The sequence below is a fragment of the Paludicola sp. MB14-C6 genome, from assembly GCF_030908625.1.
Classification (GTDB): domain Bacteria; phylum Bacillota; class Clostridia; order Oscillospirales; family Ruminococcaceae; genus Paludihabitans.
On the sequence record NZ_CP133133.1, the window covers coordinates 2,200,033 to 2,217,993 of the forward strand.

General features: G+C 33.5%; 14 protein-coding genes and 2 pseudogenes. 15 read left to right on the plus strand and 1 reads right to left on the minus strand.

All coding sequences use genetic code 11. The features are described 5' to 3' along the window. Positions 1-2: 2 nt before the first annotated feature. From carB to RBG61_RS10535, 7 genes are all read left to right on the plus strand, one after another. Entirely contained in the window at positions 3-3,200 is a 3,198-nt protein-coding gene (gene carB, locus RBG61_RS10505; RefSeq protein WP_307943252.1) for a carbamoyl-phosphate synthase large subunit, read from the plus strand. A 98-nt stretch (positions 3,201-3,298) separates the two neighbouring features. Then, positions 3,299-4,144 (plus strand): hypothetical protein, encoded by an 846-nt coding sequence (locus RBG61_RS10510; protein ID WP_307943254.1) that lies wholly within the window; start codon positions 3,299-3,301, stop codon positions 4,142-4,144. A 199-nt stretch (positions 4,145-4,343) separates the two neighbouring features. Continuing rightward, positions 4,344-4,655: a hypothetical protein gene (locus RBG61_RS10515; RefSeq protein ID WP_307943256.1), complete on the plus strand. Its 312-nt coding sequence runs from the start codon at positions 4,344-4,346 to the stop codon at positions 4,653-4,655. Positions 4,656-4,786: 131 nt separating this feature from the next. Beyond that, positions 4,787-5,692 carry a YitT family protein gene (locus RBG61_RS10520; RefSeq protein ID WP_373889707.1) on the plus strand — a complete coding sequence of 302 codons (906 nt, stop codon included), beginning with the start codon at positions 4,787-4,789 and terminating at the stop codon, positions 5,690-5,692. Positions 5,693-5,843: 151 nt separating this feature from the next. Beyond that, positions 5,844-7,856, plus strand: a complete 2,013-nt coding sequence (locus RBG61_RS10525) for a beta-galactosidase (protein ID WP_307943257.1) — start codon at positions 5,844-5,846, stop codon at positions 7,854-7,856. A gap of 261 nt (positions 7,857-8,117) precedes the next feature. Beyond that, positions 8,118-8,576: a hypothetical protein gene (locus RBG61_RS10530; protein WP_307943258.1), complete on the plus strand. Its 459-nt coding sequence runs from the start codon at positions 8,118-8,120 to the stop codon at positions 8,574-8,576. 64 nt (positions 8,577-8,640) lie between these two features. Further along, positions 8,641-9,045, plus strand: coding sequence for a GNAT family N-acetyltransferase (locus RBG61_RS10535; RefSeq protein WP_307943259.1), 405 nt, complete (start codon positions 8,641-8,643; stop codon positions 9,043-9,045). A 62-nt stretch (positions 9,046-9,107) separates the two neighbouring features. Here the strand turns inward: RBG61_RS10535 and RBG61_RS10540 are convergent, their stop codons facing one another. Continuing rightward, on the minus strand, positions 9,108-9,383 hold the full coding sequence (locus tag RBG61_RS10540) for a GNAT family N-acetyltransferase (protein WP_307943261.1): 276 nt from the start codon (positions 9,381-9,383) through the stop codon (positions 9,108-9,110). Positions 9,384-9,586: 203 nt separating this feature from the next. Between RBG61_RS10540 and RBG61_RS10545 the strand changes: the two genes are divergently transcribed. From RBG61_RS10545 to RBG61_RS10580, 8 genes and pseudogenes are all read left to right on the plus strand, one after another. Then, the gene (locus RBG61_RS10545; protein WP_307943263.1) at positions 9,587-9,733 is read left to right on the plus strand and encodes a redoxin domain-containing protein; all 147 of its coding nucleotides are present in this window, start codon (positions 9,587-9,589) and stop codon (positions 9,731-9,733) included. Between the two features lie 305 nt (positions 9,734-10,038). Then, positions 10,039-11,211: a hypothetical protein gene (locus RBG61_RS10550; RefSeq protein WP_307943264.1), complete on the plus strand. Its 1,173-nt coding sequence runs from the start codon at positions 10,039-10,041 to the stop codon at positions 11,209-11,211. A gap of 103 nt (positions 11,212-11,314) precedes the next feature. Then, on the plus strand, positions 11,315-11,725 hold the full coding sequence (locus RBG61_RS10555; RefSeq protein ID WP_307943265.1) for a GIY-YIG nuclease family protein: 411 nt from the start codon (positions 11,315-11,317) through the stop codon (positions 11,723-11,725). A gap of 1,007 nt (positions 11,726-12,732) precedes the next feature. Beyond that, positions 12,733-12,921, plus strand: a pseudogene (locus tag RBG61_RS10560) (SPFH domain-containing protein); the annotation flags it as partial. Positions 12,922-13,284: 363 nt separating this feature from the next. Beyond that, positions 13,285-14,904 (plus strand): P-loop ATPase, Sll1717 family, encoded by a 1,620-nt coding sequence (locus tag RBG61_RS14035; protein ID WP_373889708.1) that lies wholly within the window; start codon positions 13,285-13,287, stop codon positions 14,902-14,904. A 205-nt stretch (positions 14,905-15,109) separates the two neighbouring features. Then, on the plus strand, positions 15,110-15,295 hold the full coding sequence (locus tag RBG61_RS10570) for a hypothetical protein (protein ID WP_307943266.1): 186 nt from the start codon (positions 15,110-15,112) through the stop codon (positions 15,293-15,295). Positions 15,296-15,763: 468 nt separating this feature from the next. Beyond that, on the plus strand, positions 15,764-17,293 hold the full coding sequence (locus RBG61_RS10575) for a hypothetical protein (protein ID WP_307943267.1): 1,530 nt from the start codon (positions 15,764-15,766) through the stop codon (positions 17,291-17,293). 91 nt (positions 17,294-17,384) lie between these two features. Next, positions 17,385-17,939, plus strand: a pseudogene (locus tag RBG61_RS10580) (peroxiredoxin); the annotation flags it as partial. Between the last annotated feature and the right edge of the window lie 22 nt (positions 17,940-17,961).

Consider the following 17,961-nt stretch of genomic DNA (forward strand, 5'->3'; position numbering starts at 1 on the left):
ATATGCCGTTAAGAAATGATATAAAAAAAGTATTGGTAATTGGTTCAGGCCCAATTGTTATTGGTCAAGCCGCTGAATTTGACTATGCAGGAACACAGGCTTGCCGTGCTTTAAAAGAAGAGGGATTAGAAGTAGTACTAATTAACTCAAATCCGGCTACGATTATGACAGACAAAGCAATGGCGGATAAAATTTATGTTGAGCCACTTACTTTAGATATTGTAAAAAAGGTAATTGAAGTCGAAAAACCCGATAGCTTACTTTCTAACCTTGGCGGTCAAACAGGTTTAACACTTTCTATGCAGCTTGCAAAAGAAGGCTTCTTAGAAAAACATGGAGTAAAATTGCTTGGTGCAAACCCAGAAACAATTGACAAAGCAGAAGATAGACAGCTGTTTAAAGACACGATGGAATCCATCAACCAACCTTGTATTCCATCTAAAGTAGTAGAAAACTTAAAAGATGCGATTGCGTTTGTAGATGATGTAATAGGATATCCGGTTATTATTCGTCCTGCATTTACAATGGGTGGTTCCGGTGGAGGAATTGCAAATAACTTAGAAGAGCTAAAAGAAATTGCATCAAACGGTTTAAGACTTTCCCCAATTACGCAAATCTTAGTTGAAAGATGTATTTCTGGTTGGAAAGAAATCGAGTTTGAGGTTATTCGTGACAGTAAGGGTAACGTAATAACAGTTTGCTCTATGGAAAACTTTGATCCGGTTGGTGTACATACCGGCGACTCAATCGTTGTAGCTCCAGCCGTTACTTTAGCGGATAAAGAATATCAAATGTTAAGAACAGCTTCTTTAAATATTATTACTGCACTTGGCGTAGAGGGCGGTTGTAACTGTCAGTTTGCATTGCACCCTGAAAGCTTTGAATACTCGGTGATTGAGGTAAACCCTCGTGTATCTCGATCTTCTGCACTTGCTTCTAAAGCAACAGGATACCCAATTGCAAAAGTTGCTGCAAAAATTGCAATCGGTTATACTTTAGATGAAATTGTGAATGCGGTTACAGGTAACACATACGCTTGCTTTGAGCCTGCAATTGACTACCTAGTAGTAAAATTCCCACGCTGGCCTTTTGATAAATTTGTATATGCAAAACGAACATTAGGCACACAAATGAAAGCAACAGGCGAGGTAATGAGTATCGGCACATCGTTTGAATCTGCAATTATCAAAGCTGTTCGTGGTGCAGAGTTAAAATTAGATACATTAAATCTACCAAAGCTTAGCAAACTGTCTGATGAAGAAATTGAGCAGCTTTTGCATCAAGTTGATGATGAACGTGCCTTTGTTGTATATGAGGCAATTAAACGTGGAATTTCAATAGATAAAGTCCATGAAATTACAATGATTGATGAGTGGTTCTTAGGAAAATTCAAAAATCTATCTCAACTTGAAAAATGGCTTGCAGATGGCGAGTTAACCGAAGATAAATATAACTTAGCAAAAAAATGGGGCTATTTAGATAGCACAATTGAACGATTATCAGGACAAAAAGTTCTCAATCCAAAGTCAGCATCTTTCAAAATGGTAGATACCTGTGCTGCGGAATTTAAAGCACAAACACCATATTTCTATTCCACATACGATGAAGAAAATGAAGCAAAACAGTTTATTGAAAGACAAAATTCGAGTAAGAAAAAAGTTGTAGTATTTGGTTCGGGACCTATTCGTATTGGACAAGGTATTGAGTTTGACTATTGTTGCGTACATTGTGTATGGGCATTAAAAGAACATGGCTATGAGGCTGTTATCGTAAACAATAACCCAGAAACAGTATCTACTGACTTTGATACAGGTGATAGACTATATTTTGATCCACTCACTTTTGAAGATGTGAAAAATATTATTGATACCGAGCAACCGGACGCAGTAGTTGTTCAATTTGGTGGTCAAACTGCAATTAAGTTAACGCAGTATCTACATGATTTAGGCGTAACAATCATGGGAACAAGTGCAGATAGTATTGATGCCGCTGAAGACAGAGAGCGTTTTGATAAGGTATTGGAAACTTGTAAGATTCCTCGCCCACAAGGTGATACGGTATTTACTTCAGATGAAGCGGTAAAAGTGGCAAACGAGCTTGGCTATCCGGTTTTACTTCGTCCTTCGTATGTGCTTGGTGGTCAAAATATGATTATCGCTCATAACAATCAAGATGTTGTAGAATACATGGGTATCATCACAGAAAAAGGTATTGATAACCCTGTCTTGGTTGATAAGTATATGATGGGCTTAGAAGTCGAAGTAGATGCTATTTGCGATAGTGAGGATTACCTCATTCCGGGGATTATGGAGCATATCGAAAGAGCGGGTGTTCACTCAGGTGACTCTATTTCTGTATATCCCGCACAAACGCTTTCTCAGCATATTAAAGCAAAAATCATTGATTATACAGGAAGACTTGCTCGTGAGTTAAAGGTAATCGGATTGATGAATGTGCAATATGTAATCTACAACAATGATGTATATGTAATTGAAGTAAACCCTCGTTCTTCAAGAACAATTCCTTATATCTCAAAGGTTGCAGGTGTACCTATGGTGGATATTGCAACTCGAATTATGTTAGGCGAAAAGTTAAAAGATATGGGATACGGCGTTGGTTTATATCCGAATGCAGAATATATCGCTGTGAAAGTTCCTGTATTTAGCTTTGAAAAGCTTCATGGAGTAGATACACATTTAGGACCTGAAATGAAATCTACAGGTGAGGTTTTAGGTATTGCAAAAACATTTGAAGAAGCTTTGCTAAAAGGCTTAATAGCGGCAGGCTATAATCTAAAATCAACCGGTGGTGTATTAGTAACCGTACGTGACACCGATAAACAAGAGATTATCGATATTGTTGCAAAATATGAAGAGCTAGGTTTTGATATTTATGCAACAGCAGGAACAGCCAACACATTAAATAAAAATATGGTTCCAACTAACGTTGTTAGAAAAATTTCCGAAGATTCAGAAAATAATATTCTAACTTTATTAGATAGCGGTAAAATTGATTATGTAATCTCTACTTCAGCAAAAGGAAGAATTCCGGCAAGAGATAGCGTGAAAATGAGACGTAAAGCAGTTGAACATGGAATAGTATGCTTAACATCACTTGATACAGCAGGTGCATTAGCAGAAGTGTTGGCAACTCATAAAAATGCAGATGACATTACATTAGTAGATATTACCAAAATATAAATTCAGGTAAAACCCATCCGAAAGGATGGGTTTTTGTTGCATATATTTTAAGGATATTGTATAATGTTGGAAGTGAAAAGCTGTAAGGGGGAATCAAATTGCAAAAAATCACACGCAAAAGTAGGCTAAAATGGATTTTTGCTGTAATAGCAATATTTGCTATAACGATTTTACATTTCACTTTTAACATAAAAAGTCCTGTGCTTTTAAAGCATTACTATGATGTTGATGCACATTATGATACCAATTTTATTATGAGTTATATAACAAATAGTTATGATACTAAAAAAATAAAAGCAGTCGAGTTTCCTGAACTCAAAAATGACAATATAACCTTGTCTTTTGGCGTTCCGTGTCATGAAAGCATAAAGTTTAATTATAAACAGTGCAGTTTTTATGTTGATGTAAGAAAAAAAGAAATAAACAGTAATGAAAATTTGGATGATATACAGCTTACAAAAATGAAAGTTACATATGACAACGGAGATATTCAAATAGTAGATATCGGAAAAATAGTTTTGTCCTCAAGTAAAATATATACAGCAACTGAAATGGTTTCAGCATCCTCCTCAACTAATAATGCTTATATGAATAAAGTTAGGTTTAAACAAGATGTTAAGCTAAACAAATTAAGTTCTGTATTAGACAGTGAGCTTGAAGATGCATTGAACTTGCAATTGTATCGAGCACCTTTAAAAGAATTGAAATTACCAATACAATTAAAAAGGGGCGAAATCTTAACTGTTAACGCAGCAATTCAATTTGACAAGAATGATAATCGAAAATTCAATTGTTATAATATAGACAAAACATTATATTTAGAAGATTTAAATGGAAATCTGCTTAAAGATAAGATAGTGGGCTTTTCATATGAACCATATCTACAATGGCAAGATTATTTTAAGCTTGTAAAAAGCTTTAAAAGTAAATACGGTTCTAACTAACGTTGTTAGAAAAATCTCCGAAGATTCAGGAAATAATTTTCTAACTTTATTAGATATTACCAAAATATAATAATGCGTCTCCTTGTAAATTGGCTAAGGAAAAGCCTTGTAACATTGAAAGGGTTGTACTAAAAAGTTGTTCCTCGGCGTATATATTAATATCCAATCATAAATGGATTGAATATTAAGGAGGAATAACATGAGAAAAACGAAGAAAATTTGCGTATTGGTTAGTTTGGTTATATGTATATCAGTATTGCTTTGCAGTTCTGTATTTGGACTAACAGAGTATAGCCGCTGTCCACGATGTGGGTATTCTGTAACAACATCAAGAGAAACAAAGAATGTTGGAGAAATGATAGTAACTACATGTTCACATGGAAATGTAGGGCAAAAGGATGTTCTTCAAACAGCAGAAACCAAGGTTATTACGCAATGTAATCGTTGTGCATTTTATGATGTTCAGACTGAAACCTTTACTTATTTAGTAGGTCATTTGTTATATAGCTAATCATCGTTTGATAGCCCCTGTCTTTTATGGATGGGGGTTATCGGTTTATTTAAGAAATACAAATATTTAAATAGCAATTTAGTAAAAGATATAGTATAATAAGGCTGATAAAGCATAAGCGAGGGTTATACATGGAAGAAAAAGAATCGAAAAACAAAAGTGTTGAAAAATCAATCAATCAAACAGGTAAAATGAAACAAGTTATTAAGGAGTATTCGATATTAACTTTAGCATCTATCATATTAATTGTTGGTGTTTATGTATTTAAATTTCCAAATAATTTTTCATTTGGTGGAGTAACAGGTATTTCAGTCATCTTAGGCAAAGCTTTACCGTTTAGTGCTAGTACATTTACGTTTATTATTAACATAGCTTTGTTGCTGATTGGATTTATCTTTTTAGGAAAAGGCTTTGGCATAAAAACCGTATATGTCAGCTTGTTGACGTCGTTTGGATTTAGCTTTTGCGATCATTTTTTTCCTATGACAAAGCCGCTTACGAACCAACCAGTATTAGAACTTATTTTTGCAATCGTATTGCCTGCTGTTAGTGCAGCAATGCTGTTTAATGTAGATGCATCTGGTGGTGGAACAGATATAATAGCAATGATTCTCAAAAAGTACACGCAGGTTAATATAGGTACCGCATTGTTTTTGGTAGATTCTTTGATTACTGCCATTGCGTTTTTTATGTTTGGCCCTGAAACCGGACTTTTTTCAGTTTGCGGTTTGCTTGCAAAGTCATTGGTTATTGATACTGTAATAGAGAATATTAACTTGTGCAAATATTTTACTATTGTATGTGATGATGCAGCTCCAATATGTAATTTTATTCACACACAGCTTCATCGAAGTGCAACAATATTTCGTGCAGAAGGCTCTTATGTGCATAGTGAGAAGACAATCATTCTTACTGTTATGAAAAGACGTCAAGCGGTGTTGTTAAGAAATTACGTAAAAAAGCAACAACCGGGTGCATTTATTATGATTACAAACAGTAGCGAAATTATAGGAAAAGGCTTTAGAGGTCTTAATTAAATAAAGGTGAAGTAAGAAATCACGCAAGTAGTAATTGATTTACTGTTTGCGTGATTTGTCAATTTTTATTCGGGATTGGCTATGTCAATTATCAAAAAAATATTGTATCCTTATTATATACTACCAAGATTATATAGTAGAGGGGTTTATTATGAATAGGGAAGTTGAAAAAGGATTTTTGCCAAGAATCGGAGCACAGTTTTTTATCAATGCAGATGATACATTTGAAGATACCGAAAGACATTTTGCGTTAATGAAACAATATGGTATTCGTATGGTACGTTTATTTGTGTTATGGGAGCATATTGAGCCGAAAGAAGGTATATTCACTTTTGAGCGATACGATATTGCTTATGATTTGGCGCAAAAATACGATATTAAAATTGTTTCAACGCTTACTTGTGAAGATCCACCACAATGGTTTGAAGAAAAACCATTTTATCATCATTACTCAAATTTAAATGATAGCCGATTAAAACAATATGCAGCAATTTATATTGAAAAATTAGTATCTCGTTATTATAATCACCCTGCACAATATGCATGGATTTTAATGAATGAGCCAGAAGTAAAAGTGAATTTTGAGCAAAGCACAATGCATGAGTTTGCAAAATGGCTAGAACAGAAATATCAAACAGTAGAACATTGGAATAAGAACTGGTATCGACAATATAATGGTTTTCTAGATGTGAAAATTAACCCAAGTGACAGCAGAGAATACTGGCAATGCTTTGATTCATTTGTGGATTGGAATAGCTTTTTAAAAGATAACTTAGTAACGCAACTCAACTGGATTAAAGCAATAGTAAAAAAGATAGATCAAACTTCACCAATCCATTTGAATCCAAAAGGCTTCTTTGGAAATCTAGCACCAGTGGGACAAGATTATTGGAAAGAGGGAGAAGTAGCTGATATATTAGGTGCTTCCATTCATCCTGCCTGGAAGTTTTTATGGTTTGAACGTGCAGATTACGGCATAGCTTATGCATTCTGCGTCGATTTAATCCGCAGTGCAAGTAACGGTAAAAGCTTTTGGGTAACGGAATTGCAATCAGGTGCAACGCTGATGACAGGTATTCAACCTTGTACCCCTAGCCCACAAGAATTATCTGCATGGCTATGGGATTCTGTTGGAGCAGGTGCAAAATCTGTGGTTTATTGGATGTGGCACCCACGAACTATGGGCCAAGAAGCTGGTGAGTGGGGAATTGTAACTGCTGATCATAAGGTTTCTAAGCGACTAAAAGCTTCTAGCGGTGTAACAGATGTAATAGAAAACAATGCAGAATTGTTCCAAAACGCTCAAGTAGATAAACCAAAAGTAGCAATCTATTATAATCATGCAACTGAGATTTTAGCACTCATTGAAGGCAGCCCACTTTATCGTATGCCAGAAGCCCCAATTCAATCATTAGCAGGATTATATAAGGCATTAGTGCTATCAGGTGTGTCTGTTGATTTTATTTGTGCGGATCAAATTCGTAATGAAAAACTGAACGAGTATGAATTGTTGTATTTGCCATATTCGTATGCATTGGATAGTGATGTACAAGAGCAAGTGAAAGAGTTTGTTCGTGTTGGCGGAAAATTATGGGCAGAAGCACCATGTGGATGGAAAGATAGCCAAGGTAGAATTCATCGCAATCAGATTTTAAGCGAAGTATTTGGTGCAGAAGTAATCGAATATCGTGGCTCAAGAATGGATGATCAAGTAGCCAATCCATATCTATGCCAAGCAGAATTAGGAGTAAAAACTGCAAGTGTTATTTCAACTTTCCCAGATGGCGAGCCAGCAGTGATTCATAACCAATATAATAAGGGTGAAGCAATGTTTGTTGCTACTGTTCCAAGCTTAGGCTTTTTTGATCGTAAGGAAGAACAGTATGCAAGTCAAATTATTGAGTTTGCAAAAGCATATCAATCCAATATTGCAAAACTAGAAACAACAAATGGACATATCATTCAAAGGTCGATGCATTCAGCTGATAAAACAATTTTAATTATTGAAAACTGGGGTAAAGCAATTGAAACCAATCTAGTTTTATGTAATGAAGCACTCAGCCAAGCAACAAATCTGTTAACCAATGAATCAGTAAAAATAGATAATGATAAAATTAAATTGACCTTAAAGCAAAATGAAACAGTTGTATATGTGCTAGAATAAATACAACTCCCATCCTATGTAGGATGGGAGTTGTTACTGTAATGTAGTTAGAAAACTATATCGTAGGGGCGAACTTTGTTCGTCCGAGAAAAGCTTTCCTCTTTAAGAAAATTGATTTACAGGGCAAAGATGGATATTGCAGTTTTATTAATATGAATCTAATTGTATAAATATGGGTTGAAAGATGGAGTGGATAAAGGTATAATTAGTAATATTATGATATGAAGAACAAGACTTATTACTTTTAAAGGGAGAATCACAATGAAAAAAGAAACATTTCTGATATCCACCATACTTGTAATTGTGTTACTTTTTACTGGATGCTCTTATTTGAAAATGGAGCAAAAAGCTGTTGATTTGCCCATTGTATCAATTAAAGATACGGATGATGAGATAAGTCCAGCATTTTATGAAAAAGGGTTTGATTTTAAATATGATGTTCTCCCACAATTAGTTTTAACGGATAGTAATAGTGAATTGCAAATCTCATTTGCTGATAATTTTGGTAATTCGATTCAACTTGCAGAGGACTATTACACATATAGAGGGGATACAGGTGTTTGTAAAAGATTAAGTTATCATCTTAAAAAAGACGAAAATGGGCGTATTTCTTTGCCTATTACCAGACGTGGAAGTGATAGAGATGAAGAGGGTATTTACTATCTTAAAAATAAGCAAGGTACTTTTGTATTTAAAGTAATACTTCCGTTAAAGGTATAATTAGGTAAAGTAATTTGTGAACATAACAATTGAATAATTTGCATACTTCTTGGAGGTGTTATAAATGTTTAGTTATAATGTTTTTGATATATCGTTAATAGAAGAAGTTAAAGAAATATATATAGATTCGAATTGGAGTGCTTATTTGAAAGATGATGAGAAATTAAAACGTGCCTTTGATAATTCATTGTATTTGTTAGGCACATTTGATAATGGTAAGCTTATTGGATTTATACGATGTGTTGGTGATGGCGAGCATATACTTATTGTACAAGATTTAATTGTCAAATCTCAATATCAGAAAAAAGGTATCGGAACGCATTTGTTTAAAGCAGTCTGGGATAAATATGTAGATGTTAGAATGTTTCAGGTTATTACCGATATTGAAGATGAGGTTGATAACCACTTTTATCAATCTTTTCATATGAAAAAGCTAGAAGATGGCCATATGGTGTCATATTTTAGATAAAGTAAATTTTAATTACTCAAATCAAAAGGACAGTCAATCGACTGTCCTTTTATAATCTCTTCTTATAATGATAGTAAATCCCAATAAGATTCATGCTTTTCAAACCAATTAACTGCATAAGAGCAAGTTGGCTTTGCTTTTTTACCGTCTTCTTTGATTTTATTTGCAGCCATCTCAAGTAACTTACTTGCAATTCCTTGTCCTCGTAAGGATTCGTCTACAAAAGTATGATTTATTTCAACTACGTATTCTGAAATATTGGGAAAAGTAACTTCTGCTAATAATTCACCCAACTCGTTATTTAAATAAACTTTGTTGTTTTCTACAATAAAATCCATAATAAAGACAAATCCTCTCAAACAAATTTTAACATGACATAGTTTAAATAGTAGCTTTGCTAAAAGAGTAAAATAATAAAGAGATATGGTAAACTTTTATCTTATTATTGCACATACTTCTATATATTGTCAATGATGAATTTGTGATTAAATGAACACCTTGGCTTAAGTATTCATAAAATACAATGAAAGAAGGTGAATTTATGGAATCAATGTATAATCATATTTCGATTGGAATGAAAGCTCCAGATTTTTATGCAAATACAACAATGGGACCAATGAAGATGTCTGATTATAAAGGAAAATGGGTTGTCCTATTTAGCCATCCAGGTGATTTAACCCCAGTTTGATTTTGATTGCTAATAGATATCATTTTACAAAGTACCGAATGACTTTCTTTCGTTCAAGCTTCACTCTCTTAACCCAAAAGGCCATAAATTTAATATACCTAAGAATATATCAAGCGGATTTTTAGGGAAATAAGATAGCCCACTCTCAAGTAAAAAGAGAGTGGTTTTTTTCGTACCTGCTTTCGTGATATATTATAACAATAGTGTATATTTGGTGTATAATTAGTAGAAAATCGAATAAATTTGTTGTTTGGAATAATTTGGTGATGTATAATAATTAAATTGGGTATAAAGGAGGTGGGGATTTGTCACATATTATATTTTATTCCTGGCAAAATGATTTACCAGGAAAGACCCATAGATATTTTCTTGATAAATGTATCCAATTATCACTCATGTCTCTTGAGAAAGAGGCCAATGTATATATGGATTATGATCGCGATACGATGGGACTCATGGGAAGTCCAGATATAACAGAATCAATTTTTAGAAAGATTGATAAATCTGCAATGTTTGTTTGCGATATCAGCATAGTTAATTCGAAACAAGATGGCAGGATGACCCCCAACCCTAATGTCTTGATTGAATTGGGGTATGCTGCTAGCAAATTAGGATGGGAACGAATTATATGCCTTTTTGATGTTACCACAGGGAAGATTGAAGATCTACCTTTTGATTTGCGTCAGAAACGAATAACACCATTTAATCCTAAGTCACCAAACGAAAAGCAAAGAATCGCTGATATATTATCCGTTAACATCAAGGATCTATTTGTACAGGGAAAACTATTTAATCCGCTTAACGATTATATGAAAGGTAAGATTGACAAAGCCTTCCTGGATATCGGAAAGCAACTTGCAAATCTCATGTTCGGGACATATTCTCTAAGTGAAGGCTTATCGCATATAACAGATCTCTTATCTCTTTCTTATGAGACAGCTTACGACCGATTGTATATATGTGAATTTCCAGCTTTTATTGTACTAAATACTTTTGAAAATACTGAACAGGAGTTAACAAGCCTTTTAAAGAATATCTTCTCATCATCTTATTTTCCAAAAGAATGGGCTTATTATGTTCTTCAGCTGTTAGACTGGATACGCGAATATAGCAATTTTTCATCGGAAAGAAATGCCCAATTCCCGTTTGAACCACACCCATCTAAGAGATACGATGATCTGGCTGTAATTTCCGCAAAAGGCATTAACCCAAATAACCCGGTAAACGCTAAGTTAGTAATGCATGTTGTAGAGCAAGATGGGAAAAGATTTATTGACCCAGTAGAAGGTCGAGTTATAAACACAACGTATTATCCAACTAGTGAACCTAGTAAGTTAGGACAATGCTTTGTTGTGAAAAAAGCTGCATATGCTCATGTTGCTAAAAGGATAAATAAATATATTTCATTGTGTAAAGATTGGTTGGATATTACTGACAGCGAATTTGTTTTAGACCCAGATACATATTGCTTAAAATAGAAAAATGTTCAAATTATTCATTGTTTTGAATTGAGTATTTTGTTTATCATATGTAAAAAACAAAGAGATCATATACCATAAAATTAAGATTGGAGATACTGTGATGAGTGAATTAGATACAGAAATAAGTTACATTTTTCAGGCCTTTACTGGCGGGAAGAAGTATTTCTTTGGAAACCTTGTTCCATCTATGTTAGAAGATCGTTTAGCTGTTGTTTATGCAATTTTTAATGTAAATACCGGAGAAGCATTATATGTAGGTAGGACAAAAAATCTTCGCCAAAGATTGTATACAAATCATTTAATGGGACCAAAATCCAATGCGCGATTAAAAAAGTACCTAGTGGAAGATGATAACGAGTCAAAAGTTACGACTATGGAGGAGGCAAAAGTGTTTCTAAAAGAGAACTGCTATTTTCAGTATTTAGAAGAACCCGATATGCGTAAGCGAGGACGTCTTGAAGGGCTACTTAGTTATTTGCTTGGTGTCCGTTATATTCATGAAGAACATTAACAGATGCGAGCTAAGCTTCGAAGTTTGTTTAATTACAGGTGCAAGACATTATAAATAATTATTGATAATAATAAATGGTAGATTTAGATTGTTCGCGAAAATTACTAGCCCTTTAATGGAATATAATTTTACTCGTAATAAAGCGCGTAAATATACTTGAAATACAAGGAGAGATTATTATGACTGAACAAATATCATTCACCTCAATTGTCGAGAGTGCGGCAAAACTGCCACTAGTTCGCATTAACCGTACCGAATTTTTAACGAAAAATCTCAGCAAGTTGTGTACACCCTTGCAAATACAAAAAGCAATTACTAACGGAACGCTTCACGCTGATATTCCAATTACACTTTTGGACAGTCTGGCAAACGCCGTAATTAACGCAGAAACCGGTAAGGTAACAGCTATATCAACAGCGGCTGGTATACCAGGTGGGCTCGCTATGGCGGCTACTATCCCTGCAGACTTGGTACAGTTCTACGGATTTGTAATCCGAATTGCACAAGAACTAGCATACATATATGGCTGGGATGAAATATTCACCGAATCGTCTGACCTTGATGCAGGCACGGAGTCACAACTCATTCTGTTTATCGGCGTTATGTCTGGAGTAGGAGCTGCAAATAAGGTTGTAACCAAGTTGTTTGGTGAAGCGGCAATGAGGGCAGTTGCAAAAAAAGTGGCTGCAAAAGCTCTTACTAAAACGTGGTATTATCCACTTGTTAAGAAAATTGCGGCAATGTTAGGGCAAAAAATGGTGAAGGCAACATTTGCTAAGGGTGTATCAAAAGCTGTGCCGATACTTGGTGGAGTGATCTCGGGAGGGCTTACACTAGCTACGTTTAAGCCAATGGCTCATAAGCTTAAGAAGCATCTCTCAACATTGGCTCATATGTCCCCCGAAGAGTTTACTGAATACGAATCAGCTATTGTCGTTGAAGCGGAAGACTCAGATACAAATGTAGATATTGTCGAAGTAGTAATTGAGGAGTCTATGGTAAACTGTTGGGTATGTGTTTGTGGAGTGGAGAACAAAGGTAAATTCTGCACTGAGTGTGGACAAGTAAAACCTGCATCGTTACCACAGTATAAATGTGACAAGTGCGGTTGGGAACCAGATGATACGACTCAGCCACCAAAGTTCTGTCCAGAATGTGGCGACCCATTTGATGACGGTGACATTATATTGGTATAACATAAATAAAAAATATTCTTAAGTATGTCTGGTGGCTATAGGGGAATAGGATCTGCTTATTAACTTAAAAACACTCCTACTTGTTTATAGGAGTGTTTTGTTGTATTACTCCTGGTGATTTTACACCAGTATGTTTTTGATCTTAGCATATATTAAGCAGATTTTTTGGTAAATGTGAAATCAATTTTTGTTTGAGAAGGTAAACAGTAGTGAACAAAAAGCAGAAATAGTATTTTATTGTATAATTCTATATTATTATATTGATATATATCAACTATAGTTATATAATGGAATTTAAATTAAAATAATTAAACATATAATTATGAATAAAAAACTCTAAAAGTAGGAGTGATGATAAGTAATATGATAAATTTACAAGATGAGGATACTCTATTAAAATGTTCTAATTGCGGTAAACCTTTTTTTACTCAAGGAGAAAAAAAGTTTTATGAATCCAAAGGGTTTGTAATACCTAATAAATGTAAAGAATGTAGAAATTTAACAAGAAAATGTGTGCTTTATACACCTAAAAAATCAAATACTATTTTAGATACTAAAACAAAAAACGTATATGAGGAAATTATAGATAATTGGAGTGTTGAAGCAAAAAAAGAGAAGCAAGATTATTTCTATAATGTCGAGGAAGTTAAAGTCATAGAAGAAGGAAAAAAGTCATTTGTTATCGGACGTAAAGGTAGTGGTAAAACTGCAATAGCACAACACTTATATGAAATGGAGTATGGGGATATTTTTACAATTAAACTATCATTTAAAAATTTTCCATTTAATATTCTCTATTCATTAGAAAATCAACAAGAATATACTTCGCCTAATCAATATATATCTATTTGGAAATATTTGATTTTTTCATGTATTTGCAAAAAAATGATTACTAATGAAAGCGTTGATTTACAAATTAGAGACAAATTAACCCAATTATATGGTGATTCCTCAACAAAACAGTTAAACAAACTAATTGAAAAATGGACAAGCAAGGGGTTCGGTGCGAAAATTTTAGGTGTTGGTTTTAACTATGAAAGAGAAAAATACTCTCCAGACTTAACTTGGATTGAAGCTATAGAAATATTACAGGAGTTAATACTGAAGCATTGTGGTACAGCAAAGTATATTATTGTTTTTGATGAACTCGATGAAGACTATAAAGACTTTTCATCAAGTGCGGAATTTGATAAATATATGTGTATGTTAACAAGTTTGTTTAAGGCTGTTCAAGATATTAGAAGTATATTTGATTCAGAAGAAAAACTAGTTCTACCTGTTGTATTTTTGCGTAGCGATATATATGCCCAGCTTAAAGATTCCGATAAAAACAAATGGCGCGAGTCAATTATTAACTTGGAATGGGATAGTACTAAAATAAAGAGAATGTTAGCACATAGACTTTGTGTTGCTTATGGCATTGCTGATATAGAGTTTGAAAATGTTTGGTATAGATTATTTGATTGCTCTAGTGTGAAAATGGGTAATAAGCAAGCACGTGAATTAGATATCTATACATATATTGAAAGAAGTACCGAAATGCGACCTAGAGATTTTATTCAATATGTAAAGGAATGTGTAACTCTAGCAAATGAGTATTCACAAATGCCGATTTTACCACAAACAGTTAAAGATGCAGATGATAATTTCTCTGAATATCTCAAAGGAGAGACTATTGATGAAATATTCCCAGTAATACCTGAAATTAACGAAATATTAGGACTACTATCTACTATCAGAAAACAAAGTTTCCAGTTTAATACCTTTGAACGTGAGTATAATGAGCTTGTTAAACGTGGCGTTGTTAACAGAAGAGAGGTTAAAAGTATTTTATTAATACTATTTGATGCTGGGGTAATAGGAAATCAACCAGCTATGAGAGGACAGGCAATTTTTAGATTTTCAAAAAAATCTCCACGTTTCAATTTTAATGAAACAATGATAATACATAGAGGTTTATATAAAGCTTTGCAGATATTTTAATTGTAATTTATGATTAAATATTTAGTCTATTGAATTAGGCGATTTTACATCAGTATGATTCTGGTTACTGATAGAAATCGATCTTCTATAATAATTAAATAGGGGTATTCAAGACAATATAAATAATATATAATATTTGCAATAGTAGGAAATTAGTTATGTTTAAAGTGAATAGCTGATTACTCATATTAGGTGGTGAATGAATATGGAATCAACATTTAATTGTCCGCTAATTAAAAACACAATTGATGAAGGCTTATGTTATGATGTGCAAATGGTTAGAGGAAAATATATTAAGCCTAAAGCATTGTGTTTTCAACTTGACATAGATTTGTCAAATAAGCTCTGTTCTAATTGTGCTTTTAATCAATTTCCCGACCATACAGAATGAGTATTATCTGTAGTGCCCAACTACTCATTGTATTTAAACACTCTTATTTACTTATAGGAGTGTTTTTGTATTATTACAGGCGACTATATTGCTTTTTTCATTAACACAAAATTTAGTATTATTTTTAGTCTATTAGTAATGGAGATTTTACGCCTGTTTGTTTTTGATCTTAGCATATATCAAGCAGATTTTTAGAGAAATAAGATAATCGCTTTCACTGGTAAATGTGAAAGCGATTTTTGTGCATTTGTGATAAGCTGAAACATAAGTATATATTTGTTGAATAATTAATAGAAATTAAATGAATTTGTTGTTTGGAATAATTTAGAGGTGTATAATGATTAAATAAGGAAATCAAGATAACCTAGAAAGATATGTATTATTAGCAATAATAGAAAGTTAGCTATGTATGTTATTTTTTAATTGGATTGCAGATTAATTGTATTAACATTGTGAGGAAGTGTTGTAATGATTTTTAAGAAAAAACTTAGTTTTTATTCATCTAATTTAGATTGTTATATTAAAAATCTAAAGGAAGGTGATTTGGGATATCTATCTTTTATTTTTTGTGTGTTTTCAGAAGATTCTGATAAACATAAATTAAAAGCAGCGCAAGTATTAAATGAAATTTTAAATGAACTTTCATTTGATGATCTTTGCCGAACCGATATAAGAATGCGTGAAACGACTTCAATGGAATGGAGTATCAACTGGAGAGCATTAAACATTAAGGATTTTATAACTAAGGAAATGTCTGAGAATGAGAAACGTGCAGTTTTAATTTTTGCATCTTTTAATCCTAATGGCTATATTAGAGAACAAGCAATAAAAGCTCTATTGGCACATAAGGAAACACTGTCTTTTATTCTTTTGAGATGTAATGACTGGGTTTATCAAGTTCGTCAATCGGCTTTGTTATTACTTTCTAAAAGATTAATAAATGCAAGTGATGGGGAAATAGTTAACGCACTACCTCTTATGGAAAAACTTCGTAGGAGCGAGAGGTGTGAATATAGCAGTATTCTTTCAATTGTTGTTAGCACCTTTGATTCTGACAAGTCTTTGATTGAAAAAGGGCTAAACAGCAACGATGTACGAGCAAGACGATTTTGCATATCTATCCTTGGCAATATGCCTAAAGTTGACGGCAAATGTCTGCTTACTCATATAAGGCATGAGCAAGATCCTTTTTTACGACAAATGGTTTTTCAACTGCTTTTAAAAACAAATGTGAATCTTGAGGAATTGAGCAAACAGTTTCTTAAAGACAAGTATCCACCTAATCGCATATTGGCATTGCAATTCTTATACGACTATAAAACTGATATCGCTATAGATGTATCTGAGAATATGCTAATGGATAAAAATGCACAAGTTCGAGCATTGGCTCGTAGTATTATTTCAAAAAGCGAGAGAATAATTGATGTTCGGCAACTTTATATTGATAATCTATCAGCAGATGCAGTTGTCAGTCTCTTGGGTTTAGGCGAAGTTGGTATTCGTGATGATTGCAATTTAATTGAAACATATTTAGTAAACGATTGCATTTCTATTATTCGTGCGGCAATGTCCGCTTTAATGCGTTTGGATTCAGCGACATTTATTTCTCATATAACAGAAATGTTGTTATCAGAACATGTTGGTGTTGTTAAGACAGCAACATTATTACTTAAAAATAATAAAGGCTATGATTTTGAAAGAATATTTCAACTCCAAGGAACTTCTTCCAATGAAAATACAAAGGTAAAATGTGCGACACTTTTATTTTTAAGTTCAAAATGGCAATCACTTATTTACTCATTAACGCTACTTGACAGTGACTATGAAAAACTAGAAATTTTGTGCCACGCACAAATAAATAGATGGATATCGTCTTATAATCGTTCGTATGCTGTGTCATCAGAAAATGAAAAGCAAAGGATAAAAGAACTTTTAATTGAGAAAAAAACATTTCTAACGCCTGAAATAGAAAACCAACTTTTCTTTTTGTCAAAATGATAATATGTTTTTATAATTTTTTAGTATTAGTAAAGGCGATTTAATTTCATTCATTACTTTAATGTAGAAATATAAGTAAATATTATTTTAGTTTATTAGTTCTGGCGATTTTACACCAGTATGTACAACAGAATTCATAGCATTTGCAAATGCTTATCCAAAGTTTGCTGAAAAAAATGCGCAGCTAATAGGATTGAGTATTGATAGTAATCCATCCCATTTAGCTTGGGTGTACTCAATATATCTCAATACAGGTATTACAATACCGTTCCCGGTGATAGCTGACAGAACAGGCGAAATCTCAAGACTTTATGGAATGATAGCTCCTATGGCAAGTAACTCTGAAACAGTCCGTAATGTATTTATTATCGATCCAGAGCAAACAATTCGTGCAATTTTAATTTACCCATTAACAAATGGAAGAAGCATACCTGAAATACTACGTTTGCTTGAAGCATTACAAACAACCGACCGTGATAAGGTTGTAACTCCGGCAAACTGGATGCCAGGTCAACCAGCAATGGTACCAGCACCAAAAACATATCAAGAACTCCTACAGCGACAAAACGATCCTCAAAGCCTTGGCTTATCTTGTGAGGATTGGTGGTGGTGTTATAAACAACTCCCACAAGCCACTAGAGATTAAACAAAGAACTCCATCAAAAAAG